The organism is Mesorhizobium sp. 1B3, assembly GCF_050958605.1.
In the GTDB taxonomy this organism is placed as follows: domain Bacteria; phylum Pseudomonadota; class Alphaproteobacteria; order Rhizobiales; family Rhizobiaceae.
The window spans coordinates 312073-335116 of record NZ_JBJHDO010000007.1 but is presented as its reverse complement, the minus strand read 5'-3'; the positions used below and the strand labels follow the sequence as shown (position 1 = coordinate 335116).

The 23044-nt window shown below is 64.4% G+C and carries 20 protein-coding genes; 8 read left to right on the top strand and 12 right to left on the bottom strand.

Going from position 1 to position 23044, the window contains the following annotated elements:
• The first annotated feature begins 14 nt into the window (after positions 1-14).
• On the top strand, positions 15-860 hold the full coding sequence (locus ACCO56_RS20650; RefSeq protein WP_433642725.1) for a hypothetical protein: 846 nt from the start codon (positions 15-17) through the stop codon (positions 858-860).
• A gap of 232 nt (positions 861-1092) precedes the next feature.
• On the top strand, positions 1093-1464 hold the full coding sequence (locus ACCO56_RS20645) for a TetR/AcrR family transcriptional regulator (RefSeq protein WP_433642724.1): 372 nt from the start codon (positions 1093-1095) through the stop codon (positions 1462-1464).
• 147 nt (positions 1465-1611) lie between these two features.
• Here ACCO56_RS20645 and ACCO56_RS20640 read toward each other — a convergent pair whose 3' ends face one another.
• The 5 genes from ACCO56_RS20640 to ACCO56_RS20620 are packed head-to-tail and all read right to left on the bottom strand — an operon-like array spanning position 1612 to position 5965.
• Positions 1612-2664 (bottom strand): ABC transporter substrate-binding protein, encoded by a 1053-nt coding sequence (locus tag ACCO56_RS20640; RefSeq protein ID WP_433642723.1) that lies wholly within the window; start codon positions 2662-2664, stop codon positions 1612-1614.
• 45 nt (positions 2665-2709) lie between these two features.
• A complete protein-coding gene (locus ACCO56_RS20635; RefSeq protein ID WP_433642722.1) occupies positions 2710-3513 on the bottom strand; it encodes an ABC transporter ATP-binding protein in 804 nt (267 codons plus the stop codon).
• Entirely contained in the window at positions 3510-4334 is an 825-nt protein-coding gene (locus tag ACCO56_RS20630) for an ABC transporter permease (protein ID WP_433642721.1), read from the bottom strand. Before ACCO56_RS20630 ends, ACCO56_RS20635 begins: the two co-directional genes overlap by 4 nt.
• Complete coding sequence (locus tag ACCO56_RS20625; protein ID WP_433642720.1) at positions 4316-5002, bottom strand: GntR family transcriptional regulator; 687 nt, start codon at positions 5000-5002, stop codon at positions 4316-4318. Before ACCO56_RS20625 ends, ACCO56_RS20630 begins: the two co-directional genes overlap by 19 nt.
• A 3-nt stretch (positions 5003-5005) precedes the next feature.
• Positions 5006-5965, bottom strand: coding sequence for an NAD(P)-dependent oxidoreductase (locus tag ACCO56_RS20620; RefSeq protein ID WP_433642719.1), 960 nt, complete (start codon positions 5963-5965; stop codon positions 5006-5008).
• An 80-nt stretch (positions 5966-6045) separates the two neighbouring features.
• Between ACCO56_RS20620 and ACCO56_RS20615 the strand changes: the two genes are divergently transcribed.
• The 4 genes from ACCO56_RS20615 to ACCO56_RS20600 are packed head-to-tail and all read left to right on the top strand — an operon-like array spanning position 6046 to position 9922.
• Complete coding sequence (locus ACCO56_RS20615) at positions 6046-7302, top strand: SMP-30/gluconolactonase/LRE family protein (protein WP_433642718.1); 1257 nt, start codon at positions 6046-6048, stop codon at positions 7300-7302.
• A complete protein-coding gene (locus ACCO56_RS20610; protein ID WP_433642717.1) occupies positions 7299-8072 on the top strand; it encodes an SDR family NAD(P)-dependent oxidoreductase in 774 nt (257 codons plus the stop codon). Before ACCO56_RS20615 ends, ACCO56_RS20610 begins: the two co-directional genes overlap by 4 nt.
• A complete protein-coding gene (locus ACCO56_RS20605; protein ID WP_433642716.1) occupies positions 8069-9229 on the top strand; it encodes a UxaA family hydrolase in 1161 nt (386 codons plus the stop codon). The genes ACCO56_RS20610 and ACCO56_RS20605 overlap by 4 nt, the downstream gene beginning before the upstream one ends.
• A 36-nt stretch (positions 9230-9265) precedes the next feature.
• On the top strand, positions 9266-9922 hold the full coding sequence (locus tag ACCO56_RS20600; RefSeq protein WP_433642715.1) for an RraA family protein: 657 nt from the start codon (positions 9266-9268) through the stop codon (positions 9920-9922).
• 364 nt (positions 9923-10286) lie between these two features.
• On the opposite strand, the gene ACCO56_RS20595 is transcribed toward ACCO56_RS20600, so the two are convergent.
• Positions 10287-15980 carry an autotransporter domain-containing protein gene (locus ACCO56_RS20595; protein ID WP_433642714.1) on the bottom strand — a complete coding sequence of 1898 codons (5694 nt, stop codon included), beginning with the start codon at positions 15978-15980 and terminating at the stop codon, positions 10287-10289.
• 346 nt (positions 15981-16326) lie between these two features.
• On the opposite strand from ACCO56_RS20595, the gene ACCO56_RS20590 reads away from it, so the two are divergent.
• Both ACCO56_RS20590 and ACCO56_RS20585 read left to right on the top strand, forming a co-directional pair.
• Complete coding sequence (locus tag ACCO56_RS20590; protein WP_433642713.1) at positions 16327-17775, top strand: sensor histidine kinase; 1449 nt, start codon at positions 16327-16329, stop codon at positions 17773-17775.
• 8 nt (positions 17776-17783) lie between these two features.
• Positions 17784-18467, top strand: coding sequence for a response regulator transcription factor (locus tag ACCO56_RS20585; protein WP_433642762.1), 684 nt, complete (start codon positions 17784-17786; stop codon positions 18465-18467).
• 22 nt (positions 18468-18489) lie between these two features.
• On the opposite strand, the gene ACCO56_RS20580 is transcribed toward ACCO56_RS20585, so the two are convergent.
• The 6 genes from ACCO56_RS20580 to ACCO56_RS20555 form a co-directional block, all read right to left on the bottom strand.
• On the bottom strand, positions 18490-18969 hold the full coding sequence (locus ACCO56_RS20580; protein WP_433642712.1) for a YybH family protein: 480 nt from the start codon (positions 18967-18969) through the stop codon (positions 18490-18492).
• Between the two features lie 357 nt (positions 18970-19326).
• Positions 19327-20697, bottom strand: coding sequence for an FAD-binding oxidoreductase (locus ACCO56_RS20575; protein ID WP_433642711.1), 1371 nt, complete (start codon positions 20695-20697; stop codon positions 19327-19329).
• Positions 20698-21227: 530 nt separating this feature from the next.
• The gene (locus ACCO56_RS20570; protein WP_433642710.1) at positions 21228-21650 is read right to left on the bottom strand and encodes a VOC family protein; all 423 of its coding nucleotides are present in this window, start codon (positions 21648-21650) and stop codon (positions 21228-21230) included.
• 68 nt (positions 21651-21718) lie between these two features.
• The gene (locus ACCO56_RS20565; protein WP_433642709.1) at positions 21719-22156 is read right to left on the bottom strand and encodes a DoxX family protein; all 438 of its coding nucleotides are present in this window, start codon (positions 22154-22156) and stop codon (positions 21719-21721) included.
• Positions 22157-22220: 64 nt separating this feature from the next.
• Complete coding sequence (locus ACCO56_RS20560; RefSeq protein WP_433642708.1) at positions 22221-22706, bottom strand: SRPBCC family protein; 486 nt, start codon at positions 22704-22706, stop codon at positions 22221-22223.
• Entirely contained in the window at positions 22690-23040 is a 351-nt protein-coding gene (locus ACCO56_RS20555; protein WP_433642707.1) for an ArsR/SmtB family transcription factor, read from the bottom strand. Before ACCO56_RS20555 ends, ACCO56_RS20560 begins: the two co-directional genes overlap by 17 nt.
• Between the last annotated feature and the right edge of the window lie 4 nt (positions 23041-23044).

The following is a 23044-nucleotide window of genomic DNA, read 5'->3' as shown; positions in this document are numbered from 1 at the left end:
CCGCCGTACCAAAGGTGCCCGCGACACAGGACATCGTCGTCCAGAATCTCGACGGGCGCATCATCGTGATGGATTCCATCACCTTCACCGACGAGCGCAACAATTCGCACGACGTGCTGGTCGGGGCCTCGTTCTGCGGGATGCTGTCGATCCGCTGGCCGCTGCGGGTCGATCCCAAGGGCGTGATCTGCCATGCCGCGGGCCCGGGCAAGGACGCGGCCGGCGTGAACGGGCTGTTCGCGCTGGAGGCGATGGGAATTCCGGGTGCCGCGGCGGAGACGATGTCCTGCCGCATCGCCGATGGGCGCGACATGTACGAAAACGGTGTGGTCGGCTACCTTAACGACAGCGCCAGTAAGCTCGGCGTCGTCCAAGGCATGCCCGTGCGCGAGGCGGCGCGCCGGATGCTGGAGCGCAAACGCGACATCGGCGACGTCTACAGACCCGTGGAGCTGGCTTGGCAAGGCGACACCGGGCGCGTGATGGCAATGGGGTCAGTGACGTTCATCACCACGGACAACACCGGTGACGTCATCTGCGCCGGATCCCATTTTGGACGAACGTCGGCAGCCTACTCTTCTCGCTTCGATCTTGCCGGCGTTATTTGCAGCGACGCGGGGCGCTGCAAGGACGATTCGGGCATCTCGGGGCTCGCCGTGCTCGACGAAAAAGGTCTGCCCGGCGCGGCCGTCTCCACCGAAAGCGCCATGATCGGCGATGGCATGAGCACCTATCGGGACGGCATCCTGTCGGCCGTCAACGCCGCGGCGGCGGCGATCGGCGTCGCCGAGGGCATGAAGGCTACCGAGGCGGCGCAACTGATGCTGCTTCATTACCCAGAACGGCACACCGGCCTCTGAAGCCTTGCGCGACCTTCGTCTCTGACATTGCGGGAGCCTGCGGCTCTTGCTTTGCCAATGTCCGCTTTCATGCCGTGACAAAGCTGTTCTCTACAGCCGCGCCATGCGTTTATCGCCTTCGGTCAGGACGACGCGCCCAAGCGCCATTCCTGGCCCCAAGAGCATTTCGCAGCCGACCGGATTCGGTCGGCGTCGCGAGAATGCGGCAAAAAACAGAGACCTAGTCTAGGCCGTGATCACGGTGTACCGGCGCAGCGGCTTCCATAGGGCGACAATGCGCAGCATCGCACAGGAATCAGGCGTAACGCAGAGCAACATCTACAATTACGTGCGCACCAAGGGCGACATCCGCTACCTCGTCTGCGAGCATCTGGTCGGCCTGTATGTCGAAGGTGTCGAGGTCGTCACGCTGACGCCTGAACAGATCGCGGTCCAAGGCCGCTCGCGGCCAGTGAACCCAGCCGAACCGGAGCCCCTGACGCGACCTGACCCTTACACGATTCATTTACAGGATTCCGAACGGCCGCTCCGCCAATGGAAACCATCGCCCTACTCACGCGCTGACCGACGAGGTGCCAATCCGCTCGGCTTGCCTCTCATGTAATGGAGCTCGGGACGATAGCGCTGTTTCGGCAGCAGTCGTCGGAACAGCCCTCCGAAGAGGCCCCGGGCGCGGAGCGCGATAGTTTTCATCCCTTGGTTCATCTTGCCGGCAGCCCGGCGTTGTTGGTCGCTCATTCTTTGCGATACGTCAGACGAGGTCGGTGACGATCGCGTTGTCGAGATTCGGCGTCTTCGAGATCTTTCTCAGATCGGTGAAGAACTTGATCTGGTATTCCATCGCTTCGCGGAGGTCCGGCGAGCTCATGACCTGCCTGACCTCGTTCCGATCGTAGAAACCACTGTTGTCGATGATCTGCGACATGATCGTCGGGTCGGTCGGGTTCTTCTGGGCGGTGTTGATGTATTCGGTGATGCTGGAGATCGCTTTTTCGCGCGTTCCGGCATCCTTCAGGTAAGGCACCGCCTTGCCGTGATAGGCCGCTAGGAACTTCTTCAGGTTGTCGGCTTGGGTGTTGACCACCTTTTCGGTGGTAACGAAGAGGTCGTAGTTGATGAAGTTCTGTGGGTTGGGATCAGCGCCGAAATCCTTGTGCGTAAACACCTCGCGCGCGGTCTTGTCGGTGCTCATCAGGTAGAAGCGCCCGTTGACCGAAGGCACCACGGCATCGACCTGACCGGCGACGAACGCCGCCTGGCCCTGCGGGGCCGGGAGGTTGACGAACTCGATGTCGGAAAAGCTCATGCCATATTTGGTCAGCACACGGGCGAGGAAATAGTGCAACGCCGTTCCCTCGGTGGCGGCCACCTTCTTGCCCCGGAGTCCTTGGACGGACTCGATGTCGGATTTGCCGATCAACGCGAAGAGCTGCGAAGGGTCGGTCGGTACGGAGATCATCTTGAGCGGCACCGCGCCCTGCGCCAGCGCCAGCAGCGCCGCCGTGGTGTTGACAAAGCTCAGATCGATGCTGTCGCCGCCGAGCGCCTGGATGATTTTCGGCCCCGAAGCCGAATCGAACAGCACCGGCGCGAAATTCAGACCTTCCGCCTCGTAAGCGCCGATGGTGCGGCCGATCTCAATGACACCGGCGGCCGGTGCGCGCAGCACGCCGACACGCAGAGACTGCGCGCTCTGCCCGACGGCGCGCGTTCCCACCGCCGTCGCCATAGCCGGCGCGGCAGCGAGGGCGGCGCCCGTCTTCAGGAAATTCCTGCGGCTCGTCTGCCTGTTGAACAACTCCATTTTTCTCCTCCTTGTTTCTCCCGGTGGCCTTGCTGCGGCCGACGGCTAGCTTCTCGGCTCCCTTGCCGTTTGCATCTCGTGCCAGAGCGCGCGCTTGGCTGCGGCGAACTCGTCGCTCAGGCGGGTCTCCTCGCTGCGTGGCCGCGCGATCTCGATCGGCACGATCGAGTGGACTTCGCCGGGCCGGCTCTTCAGCACCACGACGAGGTCGGACAGGAACACCGCTTCCTCGAGATCATGCGTGACAAACACAACGGTCTTGCCGGTGCGCTGCCATAGATCGAGCACGGCCTCTTGCATCTTCGCTTTGGTCTGTACGTCGAGCGCCCCAAACGGCTCATCCATCAACAGCACGTCTGGCGAATTGGCATAGGCGCGCGCGAGATCGACGCGCTTGCGCATGCCGCCGGACAGGTGCTTCGGATAGGCCTTGCGGAAATTGCTGAGCCCTACCGTCTCGCACCACTCCGCCACCAGCCGCTTGCGCTCCTGCTTCGGCAGCCCGCGCGACTTCGGTCCGTATTCGACGTTCTGCTCGACCGTGAGCCAGGGAAATACCGCGTCCTGCTGGAAGACGAAGCCGAGCGCCTGGTTGATGCCCGAGATGGCTGCACCATCGTGGCGCACCTCGCCGTAGGTTGGCTTGAGCAGCCCCGCCATGATGCGCAGCAGCGTGGACTTGCCGCAGCCGGATTCGCCGATCAGACTGACGAACTTGCCGGCTGGGATTTCAAGGTCGATATCTTTCAGCACGGTCAGCGCCGCATTGCCGCCCCGCACGCCGAATTGCTGGGTGAGGCCGCGGACTCCGAGCTTGGCGGCAGGGCGGACGGATGCTTCGTTTCTCATGGCTCGCGCCTCACTTCGCTCCATGCGGTGAGAGCCCGGCCGGTACGCATCGCTGCTTGATCGAGGATCGCGCCGAGGATGCCGATGACGATGATGCCGACGATCGTGATGTCGGTGCGGAAATACTGGCCGGCGTTCTGGATCATGAAGCCCAGGCCGGTCGGAGCCGCGATCAGCTCGGCCGCCACCAGTGCCAGGAAGCCGGTGGAAAGGCCGGTGCGCAGGCCCGCTATCTGGTAGGGGATCGAGCTTGGCACTGCCACGGTGCGGAACACGCGCCACTTCGAAGCGCCGAGCGTACGCGCGGCGTCGACATGGATCTGCGCGACCTCCTGCATGCCGGCGCGGGAATTCACCACGCAAGGCTTGAACACCGCCAGCGCGATGATGATGAGGCGCGACGGTTCGCCGATACCAACCCACACGATGACCAGAGGTATGTAGGCGAGCGCCGGGATCGGCCTGATCGCATCAATGATCGGGTTGAGCACGTAGCCGACCGGGCGGAACCAGCCGGCAAGCGAGCCGAGGATGACAGCCAGCCCCGCCCCGAAGATGAAGCCGATGACCACACGCTGTAGACTCGACTGCGTATTGACCCAGAGATCCCCGCCGCGGAGCTGCTCGACGAGGGCCTGGAATATTTGCGGTGGCGCCGGGACTAGCGCCGGGTTCACGCCCGGCCGTAGCGCCATCAGCCAATAGAGCAGGATCACTCCGGCCAGAGACAGCGTGCCGATCACGAAGGACTGTCGCAGGAAGAACGGCCGGCCGATTCCCCGCGCTTTCGGATTGCCCGCCGTCATAGAGCCGTCCGCCATTTCGCCCAGCCCTCCTCTGCGTCATCCCCACCGGCGCTGGCGATTTTGTCGGACGCCCGCCGAAGCAGGTTGTTCTTTGCCTTCTCGATATGCGCGCCCATCAGCGTCGCCGCCCCGGCCGCATCGCGTCGCTCGATCGAATGGATGATGTGCTGATGGTCGTCGATGACGCGCTGGAAGCGCTCCTCGCCATGGCCGTAGCGGTGCAGCAGCGCCGACAGCAGTAGCCAGTGGCGGTCGACGATGACCAGCGCGCCGGGGTTGCCGGCGGCATCGTTGATCACTGTGTGGAAGCGGCGGTTGGCCTCGGCGACCGATGCGAAATCGCGCTTCTCGACCAGTGCTTCGAGGTCACCTTCAGCGCGCCGCAGCTTTTCGAGATGCTCCTGGGTGCGCCGCTCGGCGGCGCGGCGCGCGAGCATTGTCTCGAGAGCCGCCCGCATGTCGAATAGATCCTCGATGAAGCCCGGATGGACCGTGAGGACCCGCGCGCCCTTGTTGGGCTCGATAATGACCAAGCCCTCGCCATGCAGCACGCGCAGCGCCTCGCGCACCGGCATGTGACTGACGCCATAACGGCCGGCCAGCTCGTCGATGCGCAGGCGCGTGCCGAAGGCGAGCCTGCCGGAAACAATGTCGTCGCGGATGGCCTGCTCGACGTCCGACATGGATCAGCCTGCCTTTGCCGTTGGAACCGGTTCCCCAAGCTCGAGGACCACGCCGCCTGCCGCCTCGCAGACGCGCAGCATGGAGCCGGAGCCGTCGTCTGAGCCGAAGCCGCTGGCGACCGCCTTGTCGAGCAGGTCGAAGGCTGCACCCGCCATCGGCATTGGCGCGCCCAATTGCTCGGCCATGCCCAGCGCCAGCCGCACGTCCTTGTGCTGCAGCTTGGTCATGAAGCCGGGCCTGAAGTCGCGACGCAATGCCTTCTTCGGCAGTGCGGTGGACAGCGCATTGTTCCAGGCCATCGTCGTCTTCAGCACTAAGAACATCGTCTCCAGCTCGATGCCCGCCTTGCGGCCGGCGATCAGCGCCTCGATCGAGGCGGCGTTGATGGCGGCGACCAGCGCGTTGTTGATCAGCTTGATCGCGGAGCCGGCGCCGACATCCCCGCAGATATGGATCTCGCTGCCCATCGCCGAGAGCAGCGGACGCACGTTCTTGATCAGGACCGGGTCGCCGCCTGTCATCAGAGCCAACGTGCCGGCGATGGCATGATCCACGGTGCGGCCGACCGGGGCTTCGATGAAGTCGATGCCGCGGGCATTGGCTGCACGCGCCAGATCGATCTTGGTATCGGGGCCTGTAGTGCTCATCTCGACCACCAGAGCGCCGGAGCGCATCGCGGAGATAAGACCTGCGCCGCCGCCCAGAACGGCATCCACGATCGCGTCGTCCGGCAGCATCGACACGAGGACGTCTGCGCTCGCCGCAGCCTTGGCAGCGTCGGTCGCGGCCATTCCGCCGCGTTTCACAAAGGTGGCCACCGCGGCTTCGTTCATGTCCGCGCCGGCGACCCTGAACCCCGCCGTGAGCATATTGGATGCCATCGGCAGGCCCATCGTGCCCAGCCCGACGAAAAGAACCGAGGTCTCGGACGGCACCATATGATTTGATCTAAAATTCTGCATTTATCCGTAGAATTCTCTGCATTCATCGACTTAATGATAGATGTACTTTACAGATTTGATCAAATTTGGCAATGTCCAAAATGCGCTTCCCGAAAAAGGGGCGGCAGGAATGCGGCAGGGAGTTGGAGCGGATGCAGAGCGAGGCGCTGTGGTCGACGCCACTGGACGACGTTGCGACGGCCCTCGTGAAGCTGCCAGCCGGCACGGACCTGCGGGTCGAGGCTGCTGGCGCGGCCGCAACCGTTCGGCTGACCGAGGATATCCCTCTCGGCCACAAATTCTCGGTGCACGCTCTCGCCGAGGGCCTGAGAGTACGGAAATACGGCGAGTTTATCGGGCGGATGACGCACGGAGTCGATGCCGGCTCCTGGGTGCATGTCCACAATCTGGAGACTTGCGCGCGACGCGGACCGGCCAACGAGCGGCTGTGGCTGGAGGAAGGCGAGGCGCCGCGAATTGTCGAGGTGATCGGCGAGCGGCGCGCGACGGTCGGCGAAAGTCCGGTGTGGGACGCCGGGACCGGCCGCCTCTACTGGGTCGACGTGCGCGGCGAGCCGGCGATCTTCATGCATGACACCTGGACCGGAGCGAACGCAGAGTGGTCGATGCCCGAGGACATAGGCAGCATCGTGCTCGACACGTCCGGCCGGCTGGTCGCGGCGATGCGCTCCGGTTTTGCCATGTTCGATCCGAGGAGCGGTACGGTGAAGCCGCTCTTCGATCCCGAGCCAGACCTGCCCGGCAACCGGCTCAACGACGCCAAGTGCGACCCGGCCGGGCGGCTGTGGAGCGGGTCCATGAATCCCGAATCCGGTCTCGCCGAGGGCAGTCTCTACATGGTCGGCCCTGACCTTTCCTGCCGCCGCGTCGCGGATGGATTCGTCACGCCCAACGGCCATGTGTGGAGCCTCCACGGCTCGACCATGTATCTGAGCGACACGCGCCGGGGCTACATCTACGCCTATGCTTTCGATCCGGTGACCGGCGAAGCGGGCGAGCGGCGTGTCTTCGCCGATCTCGGCGCGTTGCCGGGTGGCCCGGACGGTGCGACGGTCGATGCCGAGGGCTATCTTTGGTCCGCCCAATTCAACGGTGGATGCCTATTGCGGCTGTCGCCCTCGGGCGAGATCGACCGGGTGGTTCACCTGCCGGTGAGCAAGCCGTCGTCCTGTGCCTTCGGAGGGCCGGACCATGGCCTTCTCTATGTCACCACCGCGACGCGCGGGCTTGGCCCCGGCGGACTGGCGGCCGAGCGGCATGCCGGCCGCGTGCTTGTACTCGACGTCGGCGTCAGGGGACTTGCGCCTGCGCGATTCGATCTATGCGAGGACAGATGAATTCGACAAATCTCATGCGTCTCTCCGGCCGCAAGGCCATCGTCACCGGTTCGGGAAGCTTCGGGATCGGCCGGGCGATCGCGCTGCGCTTCGCAAGCGAGGGCGCCGATGTGGTGGTCCATGGCTTCGGCCGGCCGGAACTAACCGAGGAACTAGCAGAAGAAATACGCTCGATGGGTCGGCGCTCTATAGGCTTTGACGTAGACTTCTCGCAAGCGGCGCGGGTGCGTTCGTTCATGCAGGAGGCGATGGCCTTCCTCGGCGGGCTCGACATCCTCGTCGCCAACGCCGCAACCATCCACCGCAAACCGTTCCTCGAGATCACCGACGAGGAGTTTTCCCAGGTTCAGGCAGTGAACCTGCACGGCTATTTCGCGTGCTCGCAGGAAGCCGCCCGCACCATGGTAAAGGCAGGCTACGGCCGCATCATCATGATCTCTTCCATCAACCAGCAGAAGGCGATCCGCAACCAGTCGCACTACTGCGCCTCAAAGGGCGGGATCATGCAGATGGCCAAGGCGATGGCTATCGAGCTCGCGCAGACCGGCGTCACCGTCAATATCATCGCCCCGGCCGCCGCGCTCACCGACTTCAACCGCCACATCATGGCCGATGAGGCCGTGCGTAAGCGCTTCGAGTCCGAGATCCCGGCCGGCCGCCTCGCCGTGCCGGAAGACTTCACCGGCGCAGCCGCCTATCTCGCCAGCGAGGAAAGCGCCTTCATGACCGGTGCCAGCATGTTCATCGACGGCGGCCGGAGCTTGGCATGACCGCCGCAGCAACGCGCTTCCTGGGCTACCGCCGGCCCGACGGCCGCGTCGGCGTGCGCAACAACGTGCTCGTGCTGTCGCCGACAGGGCTTACCTCGGCACTCGCCCAACGCGTGTCGTCGCTCGTAAATGGCACGATCTGCGTCACCTCCGGTTTCGGGCGCGGACAGGTAGCGGAGGATGCGCGGCTGCATTTCGAGTCGCTGACAGGACTGGCAGCGCATCCCAATATAGGCGGTGTCGTCTTGCTTTCCGCCAGCCAGGACATCTCCGACGGCTTTGCACAGGCGATTACGGAACGCGGGACACCTGCCATCAGCCTGTCGCTGTCGGCTGTGCGCGAGGACGCGCTCGCCCTCGTGGACGCTGGTGTACGGGCCGCGGCGCGGCTCGTGCGCCAGGCTTCGGAAGAGCGGCGCGAGGAAGCTTCGCTCTCCGACCTCTGCATCGCGGTCGAGTGCGGCCACTCTGACGCCACGTCTGGCCTTGTCTGCAACCCGCTTGTCGGGCGCATAATCGAGGTGGTCGTGGAAGCTGGGGGACAGGCGGTGTTCAGCGAGACGGTGGAATGGACGGGCGCCGAGCATATACTCGCACGGCGCGCCGAGACGCCGGAACTGGCGGCGCGCATCCGCCGTGCGGTGGTGGAGCGCGAACGCGCGGTGCGCGAGGCCGGCGGCGACATCAGAGGCCAGAATCCGGGCCCGCAGAACAAGGCCGGCGGCCTTACCACGATCGAGGAAAAGGCGCTGGGTGCGATCTCCAAGGGCGGCGACCGGTCGATACGCGGCCTGCTGCGGCCGGCGGAGCGGCCTTCCGGGTCGGGCCTCTTTCTGATGGATACGCCCTATTTCTCGCCGGAATCGATGACGGCGATGGTTGCGGCCGGTGCCCAGCTCGTGATCTTCACGACCGGCGCCGGCAACAGTTACTGTAGTCTCGTTGCCCCGACGGTGAAGATGAGCGCGCGGGCAGACGCGGTCGCCGCACTTCCCGAGCAGATCGACATCGACGCCACCGGCGCGCTCGCTGGTGGCCCCGAATTCGACGCGCGCATGGTCGCACGATTGATGGATTTCGCCTCCGGCACCCGCACCTTTGGCGAGGTTCTCGGCGAAGGCAACGAAGTGGTGAGCCGGCTCGGACCCTCTATCTAAGGCCGCCGGCGCACAAAACCAGGACAGGAGGAACAAGTGACCGATATCGGCGATATATATCTCGCACTGCTGCAGTTCCCGACATCGGTGGTATCGGACGCGCTGGACGAACTCAGCATCAAGGGCGTGCTGACCGGCCTCGAGGCGCGGCGACCCGGCCAAGGGCGGGTTTGCGGGCGAGCGCTGCCGGTGCGGTTCCAGCGCAAACAGGACGATCCGAATGCTTACCGTTTCGGCGGCGGCGTTGGCAAGCCGCTGGAGCAGGTCCTGAAGACCATGGCCGATGGCGATGTCGTTATCATGGACTTGGACGGCGCGGACAATGCTGCGAGCTGGGGCGGGTTGGCGTCACGCGTCGCTCAGCGGCGCGGCGTGCGCGGCACGATCGTCTGGGGCTGCTGCCGCGACGTCGAGGAGATCCGTACCATCGGCTACCCGGTGTGGTCGGCACATGTCTCCCCGCGCCGCAGTCGCAACGACTTCACCTTCGGTTCGATCAACGAGCCGATCACCATCCAGGGTATCCGCATCAGCCGCGACGACTTCATCCTCGCCGACGAGAGCGGGATCGTGGTCATCCCGTACGACCGGCTCCGCGAGGTGGTTGAGCTGTCCACCCGCATCTTCGACCAGGAGACTAAGCTCGAGGCACAAGTCATCGGCAATGCGCTGGCATCGTGGGACGACGTCTAAGGGGTGCAGCAGGAGTTGCCGAGACAACCCTCATCCAGCCAAACGGCTGCCCCGGCGCAACGTCGATTTCTGAACGCGGAACTGACGGCGAGGAAGAACGTCTCCTGACGGGCGGCTGGCACATCATCTGGGCGGACCCGCTCAACCAAGATTATTCGCGTCAGACTGCCGCCGCGCCGTTGTGGCGCATCGCAAGTTATTCAACCAGTCGATCTCTGTACAGACACCTGCTCGGACAGTGAGCGCAGCCAGTGCCCCGCTTCCATTTTTGGTGGCGTAGTCAGCGCTTCCGGTGTGTGCCGGTGATGTCCGCTTTTAAGCAGTGATGAGAACGGTCATCCAGTTACGTTCATTGCGGATTAGATTAGAATTTCAGATTGAGCTTCGCGTTGAAACCGTGCTGGCGGGCGTCGCTTGCGATCTGTCCCTGGTATGCAACGCCGAAGGTTGCGGCGTCGGTGAGGCCGAGGTCGAGGCCGGCTTCGATCACGGCGGCATTTTCTGCGATGGGCGTGCCGGCTACCGTGAAGTCGTCGGCACCGGTAAAGGCGAGGGTGGCAAGCGGGGTGGTGTCGCCGAACGCATGGCGCCAGCCCAGCATGCCGCGCGCGGTAGCCTGCATGCCGCCGAGGTCGAAGCCGGTGGCTGCCCTGATGCCAAGCGTGGTGAAGGCGGTCTCGGTGGTCTGGCTCTGGCTGTGCAGTGCCGCCGCCCCTCCCTGTTCGGTGAAGCCGTCGGCGCGCAGTCTGACATAGGCGAGATTGGCGAAAGGCTCGAAGGAGGCGGCGGCGGTGTCGACCCTGTAGCCGAGTTCGCCGAAAGCCTGGAAGGTGCCGGCACTGTAGTCGCCCGCCAGCCTGTCGCTGAAGCCGGGGAAGGCGACGGCCCGGCTCGTCTCGACATCGTGCCAGCTGTAGGCAATGCCGGAGCGCAGGCCGAGATTGCCCCATCGCGTGCCGGCGTAAAGGCCGAGATGAGAGTTGTCGCTCGAGCCGGAGGATGTCCGGTCGCTGACATCGAAGCTGGAATGGGAGTAGCCGGCGATCAGACCGAGCCGCCAGTTCTCCGTCACGAACCCATCCATGCCCAGCAGCAAGCCGCCGGTATCGTGATCGAGTTTCGCGGCGTCGCCGTCGCTGTCGAAGGAGCCCCAGCTGCCGAAAGCCTGGCCCCAGGCGGCGAGGCGGTCGGTCGCAGCGGGTGCGATTTCCGCCCCATCCGGGCCGTAGGCCATGACCGGCAGCGACACCGTGCCGACCCCTTCAAAGGCGGCTCTGATGCGAGCGGTGGCAGCATCGCGGACATGCGCGCTGTCCTCGATCAGCGCCGATTGGGCCGAGGCGTGGATCTCGCCCGACAAGCCATCCAGTGCCCGGCGGGCGCTGTCTTCGTCGGGGAGTGCCGCAACCGCGTCATAGGCCGGATTGCCGACACCGGTGGTCTCCAGACCGTTACCGGTCGAGCACTGGTTGGACGTCGCTGCGACGTCGCAGAACGCTACCGCGTTGCGGGTGGCGTCGATGTAGACATGATTGGTGTCATAGCCGAGCGCCAGATCGACGAAGGGCATGTCCTGGGCAAGCTCGTCGAAGGTGCCGGTAACCCCGCCATCCGCGCCGACGATCGTCCAGCGGCTGCCGGGCGTATAGACGCCGCCCGCCTTGACCGCATGGACGGTACCGCCATCGATCGTCGCCCTGCCGCTGGCATCGATCAGGTCGCCGTCGAGCGAAGGGGCGATCTCGGCCTTGTAGTTCGACCCGGCTGCAAAGGTGATGTCGCCGTCAACCCTGAGCGTACCGATCGAGTTACCCGGCGCAATCGTGGCGCCGCGCGCAATCGTGGTCGTGCCCACCGTGCCGATGCCGCCCAGCGTGCCGCCGGCATTGACGTTGACGGCGCCGGCAAGCGCGGCATCGGCATGGCCGTCGTCCCCGACAATGAGCTTGCCGTCCGCGACCGTCGTCAGCCCGGTGTATGTGTTGACACCATTTAGTGTCAGCGTGCCGGCACCGGTCTTGATAAGCGAACCGCCGACGCCTCCGGCGAAGCCGCCATCCTCGATCGCTCCGCCGATCGTGTCATTCTTCCCAAGGCCGCCGAGTGTCAGCGCCTTAGCGCCGAGCGACACCGTTCCATCGCCTGACAGTGAACCAATGCTGATGCCGCTGGCTGCGAGGGTGGAAATATCGACCCGGCCACCAGCATCGCTGGCGATCGTCGCACGATCCGCCGTGCTGCTGCCCGTGAAGAAGGTGTAGCCTTGAGCGCCGTTGACGATTGTCGCGTTGCCCGCATCGGCCGTTCCATAGAACGCAACGCCCCCGCTCCCGTTGAATATGTTTGCCGAGCCTGCGGTCGCGTTACCGAAGAAGACGACGCTGTCGTAGCTGGTCTCATTGTGGATCGTGGCGTTCCCGGCGCTGGCTCCGTTCTCGAATCCCAGCCAGCCGTCCTTGACCGTCAGGGCAAGGTTCCCCGCGCTAGCCCCCTCGAATATGAGCCTGGTATATCCGGAACGGCCGTCTATGACGACCGCGCCGCTGCCTAGCGCTCCGTCGGATGTAGCGATCACATTGCCGTATCGGATCGTCGTGCCGCCCTCATATGTATTCGTGCCCGAAAGGGTCAGCGTGCCGCGGCCGTCCTTGGTGAGCGCGCCGGCGCCGGAGATCAGGCCAGTCAGCGTGAGGTCGGCGTCGGTTTGCAACGTGCCACCACCGGCGCCGAGCGTGATGTCGCGAGCCATGCCGAAGGCGGCCGTGCTCTGCAATCTGCCGCCGTCGAAGGCGAGCCCGCCGCCAGCACCGAGATTCGCGTCGGAGGAGACGGAGAGGGTGCCGCCCAAAAGCTGTGTGCCACCGCTATAGGTGTTGGCGCCGGTCAGAACCAACGTGCCGCCGCCGGTTTTCTTCAAGCCGTTGCCGGCACCGTCGGCGATGATCGAACCGACTGTCGTGGAGACTCCGTTGTCGATGTTGAACGTACCGGCCGTCCCGCTTGCCGGCGAAAGCGCGAGCGTGCCGCCCGTCAATGTGTAGCCATCGGTCTTGAACTGCAGCGTGTCGAAATGCTGCGTGCCATCGACCGTTACCGCACCGGCAGCACCCGCGAAGACGCCGACCGAGCCGCCCCAGCCGCCATTGGTGCCGCCCGTGCTGTCGGTCCAATTGGTTCCGAAGCGAGCCCATGTCCCCGCGCCGCCATCCACCGTGCCGTTGCCGGTCGTGTCCCCGCCGTCCCAGAACTGCATGGTCTGCCCGGTCCCCAGAACCGAGAGGTTCACCTGACCGGGAACGTCATAGCGCAGGTCGGGATCATTGGGCGCGACCGGCGTGAAACCGCCAGTGCCGGTGACGGTGCCGCCGGCGAAGGCGGCGGAAAGCGTGCCGTCATATTCGAACAGCCGGTAATAGCCGGCGGACGCCACCCGCGCATCGAGCGTGCCGCCGAGCGAAAGATTGCCGCCGACCTTGACGAGATCGTTGCCGCCCGCACCCGCGCCGCCGACAATCCCGGCAGTGTTGAGTTCGAAGACGGAAGTGGAGCTGCCATTCAGGGTCAGGTTGCCGTTGACGGTCAGCGTGCCAGGCGAATTGCCGGCCGACAATGTGCCGTCCACCGTGGCATTGCCCCCGATGATGCCCGAGCCGCCAAGCGTGCCGCCGGCGACAACTGCCAGCGTTGCCGCGGCAGAGCCGAGCGTATCGTTGACCAGCAGCGTACCGCCGGAAACGGTCGTTGTGCCGGTAAAGCCGGAATTATCGCCGGTCAGCGATGTCGTGCCGTTCTCCTGCAGGATTGTTCCCGAGCCGCTCAGAGAGGAACTGAAAACCAGGTCGGATCCATCGGGGTTTCCGGTGTGATTGAAGACCAACGTGCCGGTGCCGGGGCCGAACGTAAGCGAGGCCGCGTCGACCGCGCCGGCCGCTTGCGCCGTCTCGCCGCTTGCCGCGCCGATGTTGAGTGTTCCAGATGACGCCACATCGAACGCCAGGCCAAATGTGGCTCCGGTCACCGAAATCCGTCCGCCATTGGCTACGGTGAGCGTGCCATTTCCCTGGCCGCCGATGCCAAGCATCGCGGTGGTCCACGCAGAGCCACCGCCCGAGACACGAACCGTTCCGCTCGAATCGGACGATGCGCCAATCCCCGCGATTCCGGTCGTGACAACGCTACCGCCATCTTCAATGACAAGCGATCCAACGCCCTCAAAACCAATATAGGTCAGAACGCTGCTTTCCCAGACCGAATTTTCTCCGGTGACGGTTACGGCGCCGTTGCTGTTGGCACCAGCTCCTATGGCCGCGCCTCCACTAACAACCTTGCCGCCGTTTTCGACGGTCAGCCGCCCGTCGCTGTTGGAGCCCACGGTGATAGCACTGGTAAGCGTCCAGGTCGCGGAACCTGCCGCTCTTGCGGTCGCATTCAAACCAGGGCCGCTCGAATCGATCACTGCCGTTCCGGTTAGGAGCCCGGTGACAATGTCGAGCATCCCGCCCTGAACCTCTACCCTGTCTGCCGAGAAAGCGGAGAGGTCACCGGTCAACCTCAGCGTGCCTGCGCCCATCTTTGTGAAACCGCCCGACCCGGAAATGGTGCCGGCATAAACGCTGTCATATCCCTGATCGAAAACGACGCCGCGCGTGCCGGTGCCCGTCGCAAAGGTAAGGTCGCCGCCCAAGCTATCGGTGTCGCCGACCAGGGTACCTTCGTTGATCGCCCAATCCTGCGTGCCGGTGCCCGTCAACCTCACGGAGTTCGGACCGAGTTTTTGGAAAGATGAGAAGCCGACGAACTCGTTCGAACCGCCTGTGGCGGTGTCCACGATCTTCGAAACGTCGAAAGCGGTCGTGGGGTCGTCGTAATCGCCCAACACCAACGCACCAGTGGCGCCGCTCTCCACCACCACATTGCCGGTGATGGTGGACCCGTTTCGCAGGAACAGCGTGTTGTTGCCGCCAGTGAAGGTGATGGCGTTGGCCTGGCCATGATAAGAACTGATGCCGCCGGCAATTGTCCCGCCATTCATCACGCTAAGATCGGCCCCGACGATACCGGCGCCTCCATTCCCCCTCGTGGAGACACCGGAAACGAAGCCGGATGCCCCTCCGCTGCCGATCCCCCCGGCTGCTCCAAGCAGATTGCCAGAGCCGGAATTACCTTCGCCACCGATGATCGTGCCGGTGTTGAGGACCGAACCTCCGTTCCTGAATTCGATTGCCGCGCCGCCGGCGTTGGAAAATCCGCCCTTACCGCCGGTGATACTGCCGTCGTTGGTGACGGTGCCAGTGTCTCCCAACACGATGCCCGCGCCGCCGACGGCGGAAGCGCCGCCCGTGCCACCAGTGATCACGCCACGATTGGTCAGGGTGCCGCCGGCGTTCAGAATGACGCCCGCGCCGCCTCCGCCTCCGAAGGAGAGGCCGCCACCGCCGCTATTGCCGCCATTGCCGCCGCCGACAGTTGCCGGATTCTGAATCTCGACGATCCCGTTGTTCACAAGGACAAGGCCAGCGCCACCGCCGCCACCGCCGCCGAGGGGATAGCTGGAGCTGGAGTCGCCAGTGCCGCCATTGCCGCCCATAAGAGCGGCAGTCACGTCGATATCCGGGGCGGCCTCCATATTGCGCACGCCATCACCCCCGGCGCCGCCGCCGCCATTGCCGGTCGCGGGAGTGTAACCGCCATTGCCGCCGTTGCCGCCCGAGTAATCTGTTGTAACGTCGCCTGAAACCTCATGGCTGTAGCCACCACCGCCGCCGCCGCTGGGTCCGCCAGGGGACAAACCGTCGCCGCCGTTGGGGATGGCTGCCGTTCCAGCGCTCCCGCCGCTGCCGGCGTCCGGCCCTGTCCCGTCACTACCCGGGAGACCCGCATTGCCGCCAGCGCCACCGTTGCCTTCGCCCTGACCGCCGGTGGCTCCGTAGAGCTGAGCCGCATGGGCAGAGATCGACGGAGCCGCCACCGACATCATCGACCCGGCCAGGGCCGTGGAGCAAAGAAGCGCAAGCAGGCGCGCGGTCGGGCGCAGCGTACGGACGGAATCGGCTGGCATTGGCTCCCCGCATGATATGGCCGAGCCCATGGGTATGGCCGGCCGCTTTTCCATGCGGTGGACGACGTTGCATGCACATCCAAGCGACGCCTCCCCTGCAGGCATCCCTTAGCTTGCCCTCTCCGATCCTTTACCCCGCGGCCGGTGTGCGCGGCCGCGGGGTAAAGGCACACCGCATCGATCTCAACTTAGCGGCGAGATGTCCGGGAGTTCCACCGATCAATTCTGATGAATTCTGATCAATTCTTGCATCGATCGATCCGGCTTGCTTGCCTCTCCGATCCTTGCGAATTTCGGCTGCCTAAGGAATGAATGCGGCAGGGGGACTTCATGCAGTCGTGGGAGGATGCTTGATCTCAAGACGGTCCTGGTCGTCACGCTGGCGATTGCGAGCTTGCAGGCCGTGGCGTGGACGTTTGTCTGGCGGGCATGGCGTCATCTTTACGAGTTGAAATTTCTTGCCGCCGGCTTCATCGCCATTGCGGCAGGTCTATTGCTGATGCTCCTGCGCGGTGCAGAGCCTGCTGCGTCGGCCATCGTGCTCCACAATACCATCATCAAGCTCGGTCTCGTGCTGCTGGCCGAGGGGCTTGCCCGCTTCCTGGGTCAGCCGCGCTATAGCTGGGTCGGTGTTTCGCTGCTGATTTTCCAGGTGGTCGTCTGGAGCGTCGCAGTTGCAGCCGATCCGGGCGACATCGCGATCCGTATCCACTCATCGACCTTCTTCACCGTTGTCATGATGTCGGTGATGTGCCTGGGGCTCATGCGGGACAGAACGCAGCCATCGCTCCTGCGCTGGATCACGATCACAATCCTTGTCGAGTACATGGCGGCCAGCATCCTGCAAAGCATCATCGAGATCCGCCTGCCCGCAGGTTTCCAGAGCGCCCCGGTTCTCGCCGACCGCAACGCCTGGTATCTGCTGCAAGGCACATTATTTCTGGTCGCGCTGTTCGCCTGCCTGCTCTTCATGGTCAGTTCGCGGCTGTCAGCCGATCTGCGTGCCAAGAACGAGGCTCTGCTGCGGGAGGTGGAGGAAAGGCGATGGCTGGAAACCAGGCTGAATACGAGCCTCGAGGCGGAGCGCGCACTGCGAGAGGAACAGACCGATTTCATGCGCGTCGTCAGCCACGAATTCCGTACGCCGCTTGCTGTGATCCGAAACGCGGTGGAGATGATAGGCCTCACCGGCGACAGGTCGCCCGAAGAGACGCGCGAACGGCTCGCCGGCATAAACGAGGCGCTCAATCGCCTCTTCTCCCTCATCGATCGCTTCATGGCTGACGACCGGGAGAACGGTTTCCAGCCCGAACCGGTGCAACTCGGCACCCTCATGGGGGACGTGCGGCTGCATTTCGAAATGACGGCACGTGGTGATCGCCTGCATTTCCTCGTGGAGGACGAAACCGTGTCCTTGCACGCCGACCCGGACATGCTGGCTACCGTCATCATCAATCTGATCGACAACGCTCTCAAATATTCGCTGGAGAACCAACCGATCCGCATAGATGCCAGGAAGAAGCTCGGATCCGTCGTGATCGAGGTTCGCGATAGCGGCATGGGCATCCCCGATGCCGAACGAAGCAAAATCGGACGCCGCTTCTTTCGAGCATCCAATGCCAAGGCCATTGCGGGCACCGGCCTTGGCCTCTACTCCGCGAGAAAGCTTCTGGCCTATCACGGCGGCACGGTGCAGCTGCTTCCCAATGATGCCGGGGGCACGACAGCTGTGGTGAGCCTGTCTCTGTCGAGCGAGGCGCCTGATGCCGTCCTGGCAGAGGAGATGGTGGCGTGACGCATATTATGATTGTCGAGGACGAACCCCGGCTACGCAGGGATTTGACGGATTTCCTCACATTGAGCGGCTTTACGACCACGGCAGTTGGGACGGCGCGCGAGATGCGCGAAGCGCTTGCCGATGCCGACGCACCCGCGGTCGTCATCCTCGATGTCGGATTGCCGGACGGGAACGGATTCGATCTGGCCGCCGAAATTCGCGGGACTCATCCCTGTGGTATCATCATGCTGACGGCACTCGGCGACAGTCACGACCGCATCCGAGGCTTCGATAGTGGCGCCGACATCTATCTCGTCAAGGACAGCACATTACGCGAGGTCGAAGCCGCGATCCGCAGCCTGTTGCGCCGTACCGGCCAGGCGCCTGACCCCGGCGAGGGTGGCGACGAGCGTTGGGTGCTCGACAGCACGAGCTGGCAACTGGTTGCCCCAAATCAGCATGCGCTCAAGCTCACGGCGACCGAGTTCGCCTTCATGACCGTGTTGTGCAAGCGCAGCGGCGAAGTCTGTGAGCGCGAGCAGCTGATGGAAATTCTGATGCGCCCCCGGTCCAGCTTCGGCAACCGGCACCTCGACGCTGTGGTCAGCCGCCTGCGCCGCAAGATCGAACAGCATTCAAAACTGGCGGCGCCGATCAAGGTCGTCTACGGCGTCGGCTATACTTTCACGGCCAACGCCGCAGTGGAATGATATCTGCCCGGCGATGGCTCGATCAGGCCCGGGCGATCGTGGCCGCCTGTTCCAGGGTGATGCCCCCGGCAAGCGGGTCGGCGTGCCGATGCGCCAGCCGCCATTCGGACCCTTCACGGCGATAGACCAGGGTGACCCGCAGCGACCAGTCCTGGGCAGGCAGGCCGCCGACCTCGACGTGGCACCGTTCCACGACCGCGAGGACCACCATGTCGGCGGTGGCGTAGGACTGCACCACTTCCTGTTCGAACGTGCCATTCCTGAAGAAGCGCCCTACAGCCTCCCATCGTTCGTCCGTCATCTCCACATGGCGCGTGGGCGTACCGCCGAAGGGAGACATCAGCATGAAGTCGTCCGTGTGCGGGATCAAAGCACGATATGTGCCGACGTCTCCGCGCATGAGAGCTGCGTTCGCCTCCGCGGAACGCCGGGCGATTTCCGCGACCTCCATGTCCATGATAGGCGCCTCGTCAGATCGGGCCGAAAGATTTGTCGCTGTCATGTGTGGTCACCTCGATACGGCGCTCCCTCAGAGCCGGTGCTGGCGTGCCGCAGCCTGCCCACCTTCCCCTACAACATTCGCACATCTGGAATGTCATTCCTCATTGCAGGTCCCCCTCTCCGTCTCGGCTTCGCCGAGCCACCTCTCCCCCGCGCTAGGCGCAGGGGAGAGGAATCGCCGGCCGCACGCTCGGCGCCTTTCCTCTTCCCCACAAAGTGTGGGGAGAGGTGGCTCGGCGAAGCCGAGACGGAGAGGGGGACCTGTCGCACGCGCTACACTCACCTGCACAGATCGGCCATCAGGCAACGATGCAGGACAGTGTGCATCCCATAGCCCTTGACCGGGACAGGCTGCGGCTCACGGCCGGATGTTGTGGTTGACCCGGAAGAGGTTCTCCGGGTCGTATCTGCGCTTGGCCGCGGCGAGTCGTTCATAGTTGGCGCCGAAGGCGGCACGCAGGCGGGCTTCGCCTTCGTCGTCCATCATAAAGTTGATGTAGGCGCCGCCATGGGGATTGTGCCTGTGCACCGCGGACCAATAGTCGCTTGCCCAGCGCTTGAGCTCCGGCACTTTGCCCGGGTCGGGGTCAATGCCGGCAATGACCATGGACCAGCGCGCGCGCCGCGCGCCCCAGGCGGTGGCATCGGCAGCCACGTCCTGTGCTGCACCGTCGATGGGGTAGAGATGCATCAGCGAGAGCTCGCTCGGGCTCTTCGAACCATGCTCGGCATGGGCGGCGATCGCCGCATCGGAGAGCTCGTCGACATAGTCGCCCTTCCAGTACCATTGCAGCCCCTTCGGCAGCAGCGGATCGAACAGCGCCTGCAGATCCACGAAGGGCATCTGCATCATGCCGTCCATCAGCGGCTCGGGAAGCGCGTTCCGCGCGGGCTTCATCGCCCGAATTCCCTCCTCCTCCGGACCGTTGTAGCAACTGATCAGTGCGCAGATGCGCCGTCCCCAGATCTCGCGCGGGAAAGGATCGCAGGAGGGAACCGTCTTGATGCCGAAGAACATGCCGAGCTCCCGCGGCGCTCCGGGCAGGAAGTCGCGGTACCAGCGCATGACCGCCGGGGCATGCGCGATGTCGTAGAAAATCGGCCCGGCATAGACGTCTTTCGCCGGGTGCGCCTGGAACGTGAAGCGCGTCACCACGCCGAAGTTGCCGCCGCCGCCGCGCAGCGCCCAGAACAGCTCGGGATGTTCGTCTTCGCTTGCTGTCACGACGCTGCCGTCGGCCAGCACGATTTCGACCGCAAGCAGATTGTCGATGGTGAGGCCGTGTTTGCGCGTGAGATGCCCAGTGCCGCCCCCGAGCGTCAGTCCGGCGATGCCGGTGGTCGAGACGAGGCCTGCCGGCACCGCCAGCCCGTGAATGCCGGTGGCGCGGTCGACGTCGCTTTGCGTACAGCCGGCCTCGACGCGGACCGTGCGCGTCGCGGGATCGACATCGACCCGTTTCATCGGCGACATGTCGATGACCATGCCGCCGTCGCAACTGCCGAAGCCCGGGCCGCTGTGGCCGCCGCCGCGAACGGCAAGAAGCAGATGCTTCTCCCGGGCGTGGTTGACGGTCGCGACGACGTCGGCGACATCGGCGCATGGCACGATCCAGCGCGGCCGCTTGTCGATCGTGGCGTTGTAGAGCGTGCGTGCTTCTTCGTAGGCCGGATGATCCTGGCCGATGAGGCTCGCGCGGAGCCGTTCGGGAAAGTCGTGCGAAGTCATGACTTTCTGCATTTTTCGCCCTCGGGTTTGGGCAAGACGCGTCAGTGCCCCGGCCAACTGAGTTCTGTCCAGGGCCGTGGTGATTTGCGTTTCGCCGGTTGAATCGGCCGCTTCAGCGGCGCTACCGTCATACGCCGCTTTCGTTTCCGGCGTTTGTCTCGAGCACTGCCGGAGTGTTTCATTTGTTTCGGCGGCGCTTCATTCCACGGCAGGCGGGCTGCTCGCGGCGCGGGCCCGAGGAGAAGGTGGGGCAGGTCCGAGCTTCTTGCTGGTCTTGATCTTTGACAGGTCGTGAGTTGCCCCTCACTGTCCTGCCGGACATCTCTCCCCGCGGAATGCGCGGGGAGAGAGACGATGGCCGCTTGGGTTTCGCCAGTCGCCAATGCGAGTGATTGGCGAAAGCGAAGACGACTTCTTCCTTCTCCCCGTTTTACTGAAAGAAGATGCCGGCCTGAAAGAAGATGCCGGCAAGCAGATGAGGGGCTGGCCCGAACGGTCAGTCCCTTATGTCGCTGGTAGGCCCGGCCGCATCAGACCCCGTCGCCGTCCGCCATGACGGCCTGGGGATCCATCCATGCGAGCTCGAACACATGCCCGTCCGGATCCTCGATCGCTCGATTGTACATGAAGCCCATGTCCATCGGCTCGCGGATGTCGGCCTTGCCGCCGGCTTTCCCCGCGGTGTCGGCGAGCGAATCCACCTCCTCGCGGCTGTCGCGAGATACGCAGAGAAGCACCTGGCAAGTCGCATGGGCGTCTGGGATCTGCTTCGACGTGAAGGTGGCGAAATAATCCCGCGTCAGGAGCTGGAAGGTGATCGTATCCGACCAGACCATCGAGGCCGCTTTCTCGTCGCTGAATTGCTCGTTCTTCCGGCAGCCGATCGCCTCGTAAAAGCGGATGGAGGCGGCGAGATCCTTCACCGGCAGATTCACGAAGATCATGTTGGGCATGCTCGTCTCCTTGATCGAGGTTTGTTGCCTGCAGTCGCTCGCGGCGAACGGACAGGCTGTTGCCGATCCTACCGACCGGCGGGCTGCAAGGCTGTTTCCGGATCGGCGGCGCCCGAAGCCTCTCGCGCAAATGGGAACAGCGCCCTGAGGCGCCGGTCGCGGAGCCAGAGCCCGCCCCACATGAACAGGCCGAGATAGAGGCTGAAAAGGATGTGGCTGAAGAGCGGGCTGCCCGCCCGGATCTGCGTCGCCATCGCGCCGCCCAGCAGCCCCATCATCAGCACGGCGCCAAGCACGCTGGTGCGGGGGATCAGGTAGAGCACGAGGCAGGCGAGTTCGATGACGCCGATGAAGAAGGCAAAGCCGGAGGGCCAGCCGAGTTCGGCCATCGTCTGTTCCGCCACGGGCATATGAAGCAACTTGGGCGCGATGGACGCGCCGAGCATGAACAGGGCGAAAAGACCGGTAAGGACCCGACCTGTCCAAATCATGGTTTGTGCATTCATGCCGTCCTCCTGTGATATCGCGCCAGCAGGCGCGGCGCGCGGTCGCGCGCTCCAACGGTCAATCTCATTGATTGTCGGTATGGATACGCAGCCATTGGTCGAGCCGACCGAAGGTGCCCGTCCAGCCATGGCGGTGTCCCGCCAGGCTTTGCTCGGACTTCAATCCCCGCTGCGTGAAATCCATCTGTGTCCGTCCATCCGGCGTCTCGGTGAGGAGCACGGTGACTTGCGTCTCGACGGGCGTGCCGTCCTCGTGGTCGTCGCTCTCCCATTTGAAGCTGAACACCAGGCGCTCGGGCGGAACCACCTCGTGATAAACGCCGCCCTGCCAGAGCAGGCGACCCTCGGTCGGCGAGCGCAGGCAGGCGCGCCAGACGCCGCCCGGGCGCAGGTCCTGCTCCGTTTCGACGGCAGGCCACTCGGGCGACCCGAACCATGCGATCAGCATTTCGGGCCGGGTCCAGGCCTGCCAGACCAGCTCCCGCGGCGCGTCGAAGATGCGGCGCAGTTTCAGTTCGTGCGGCGCAACCCTGTCAGTGGTGGGAGGCATCGTCGTCCCGCGATTGAATCCTCTTCAGAAATCCGTCCAGGCGGTCGAAGCTCGATTCCCAGAAGCGACGATAATGATCGATCCAGTCGGCGATCCCTTTCATGGCCAGCGGTTCGAACTTGGCCGGCCGCCATTGCGCTGCGCGGCTGCGGCTGACGAAGCCGGCATTCTCCAGAACCTTCAAGTGCCGCGAGATTGCCGGCAGGCTCATCGCGAACGGCGCCGCGAGATCGTTCACCGACGTCTCCCCTTCTTCGCTCAACCGGGCAAGGATCGCGCGGCGCGTGGGGTCGGCAAGGGCAGCGAACTGGATGCTGAGCGGATCGGTGTTCATGGCG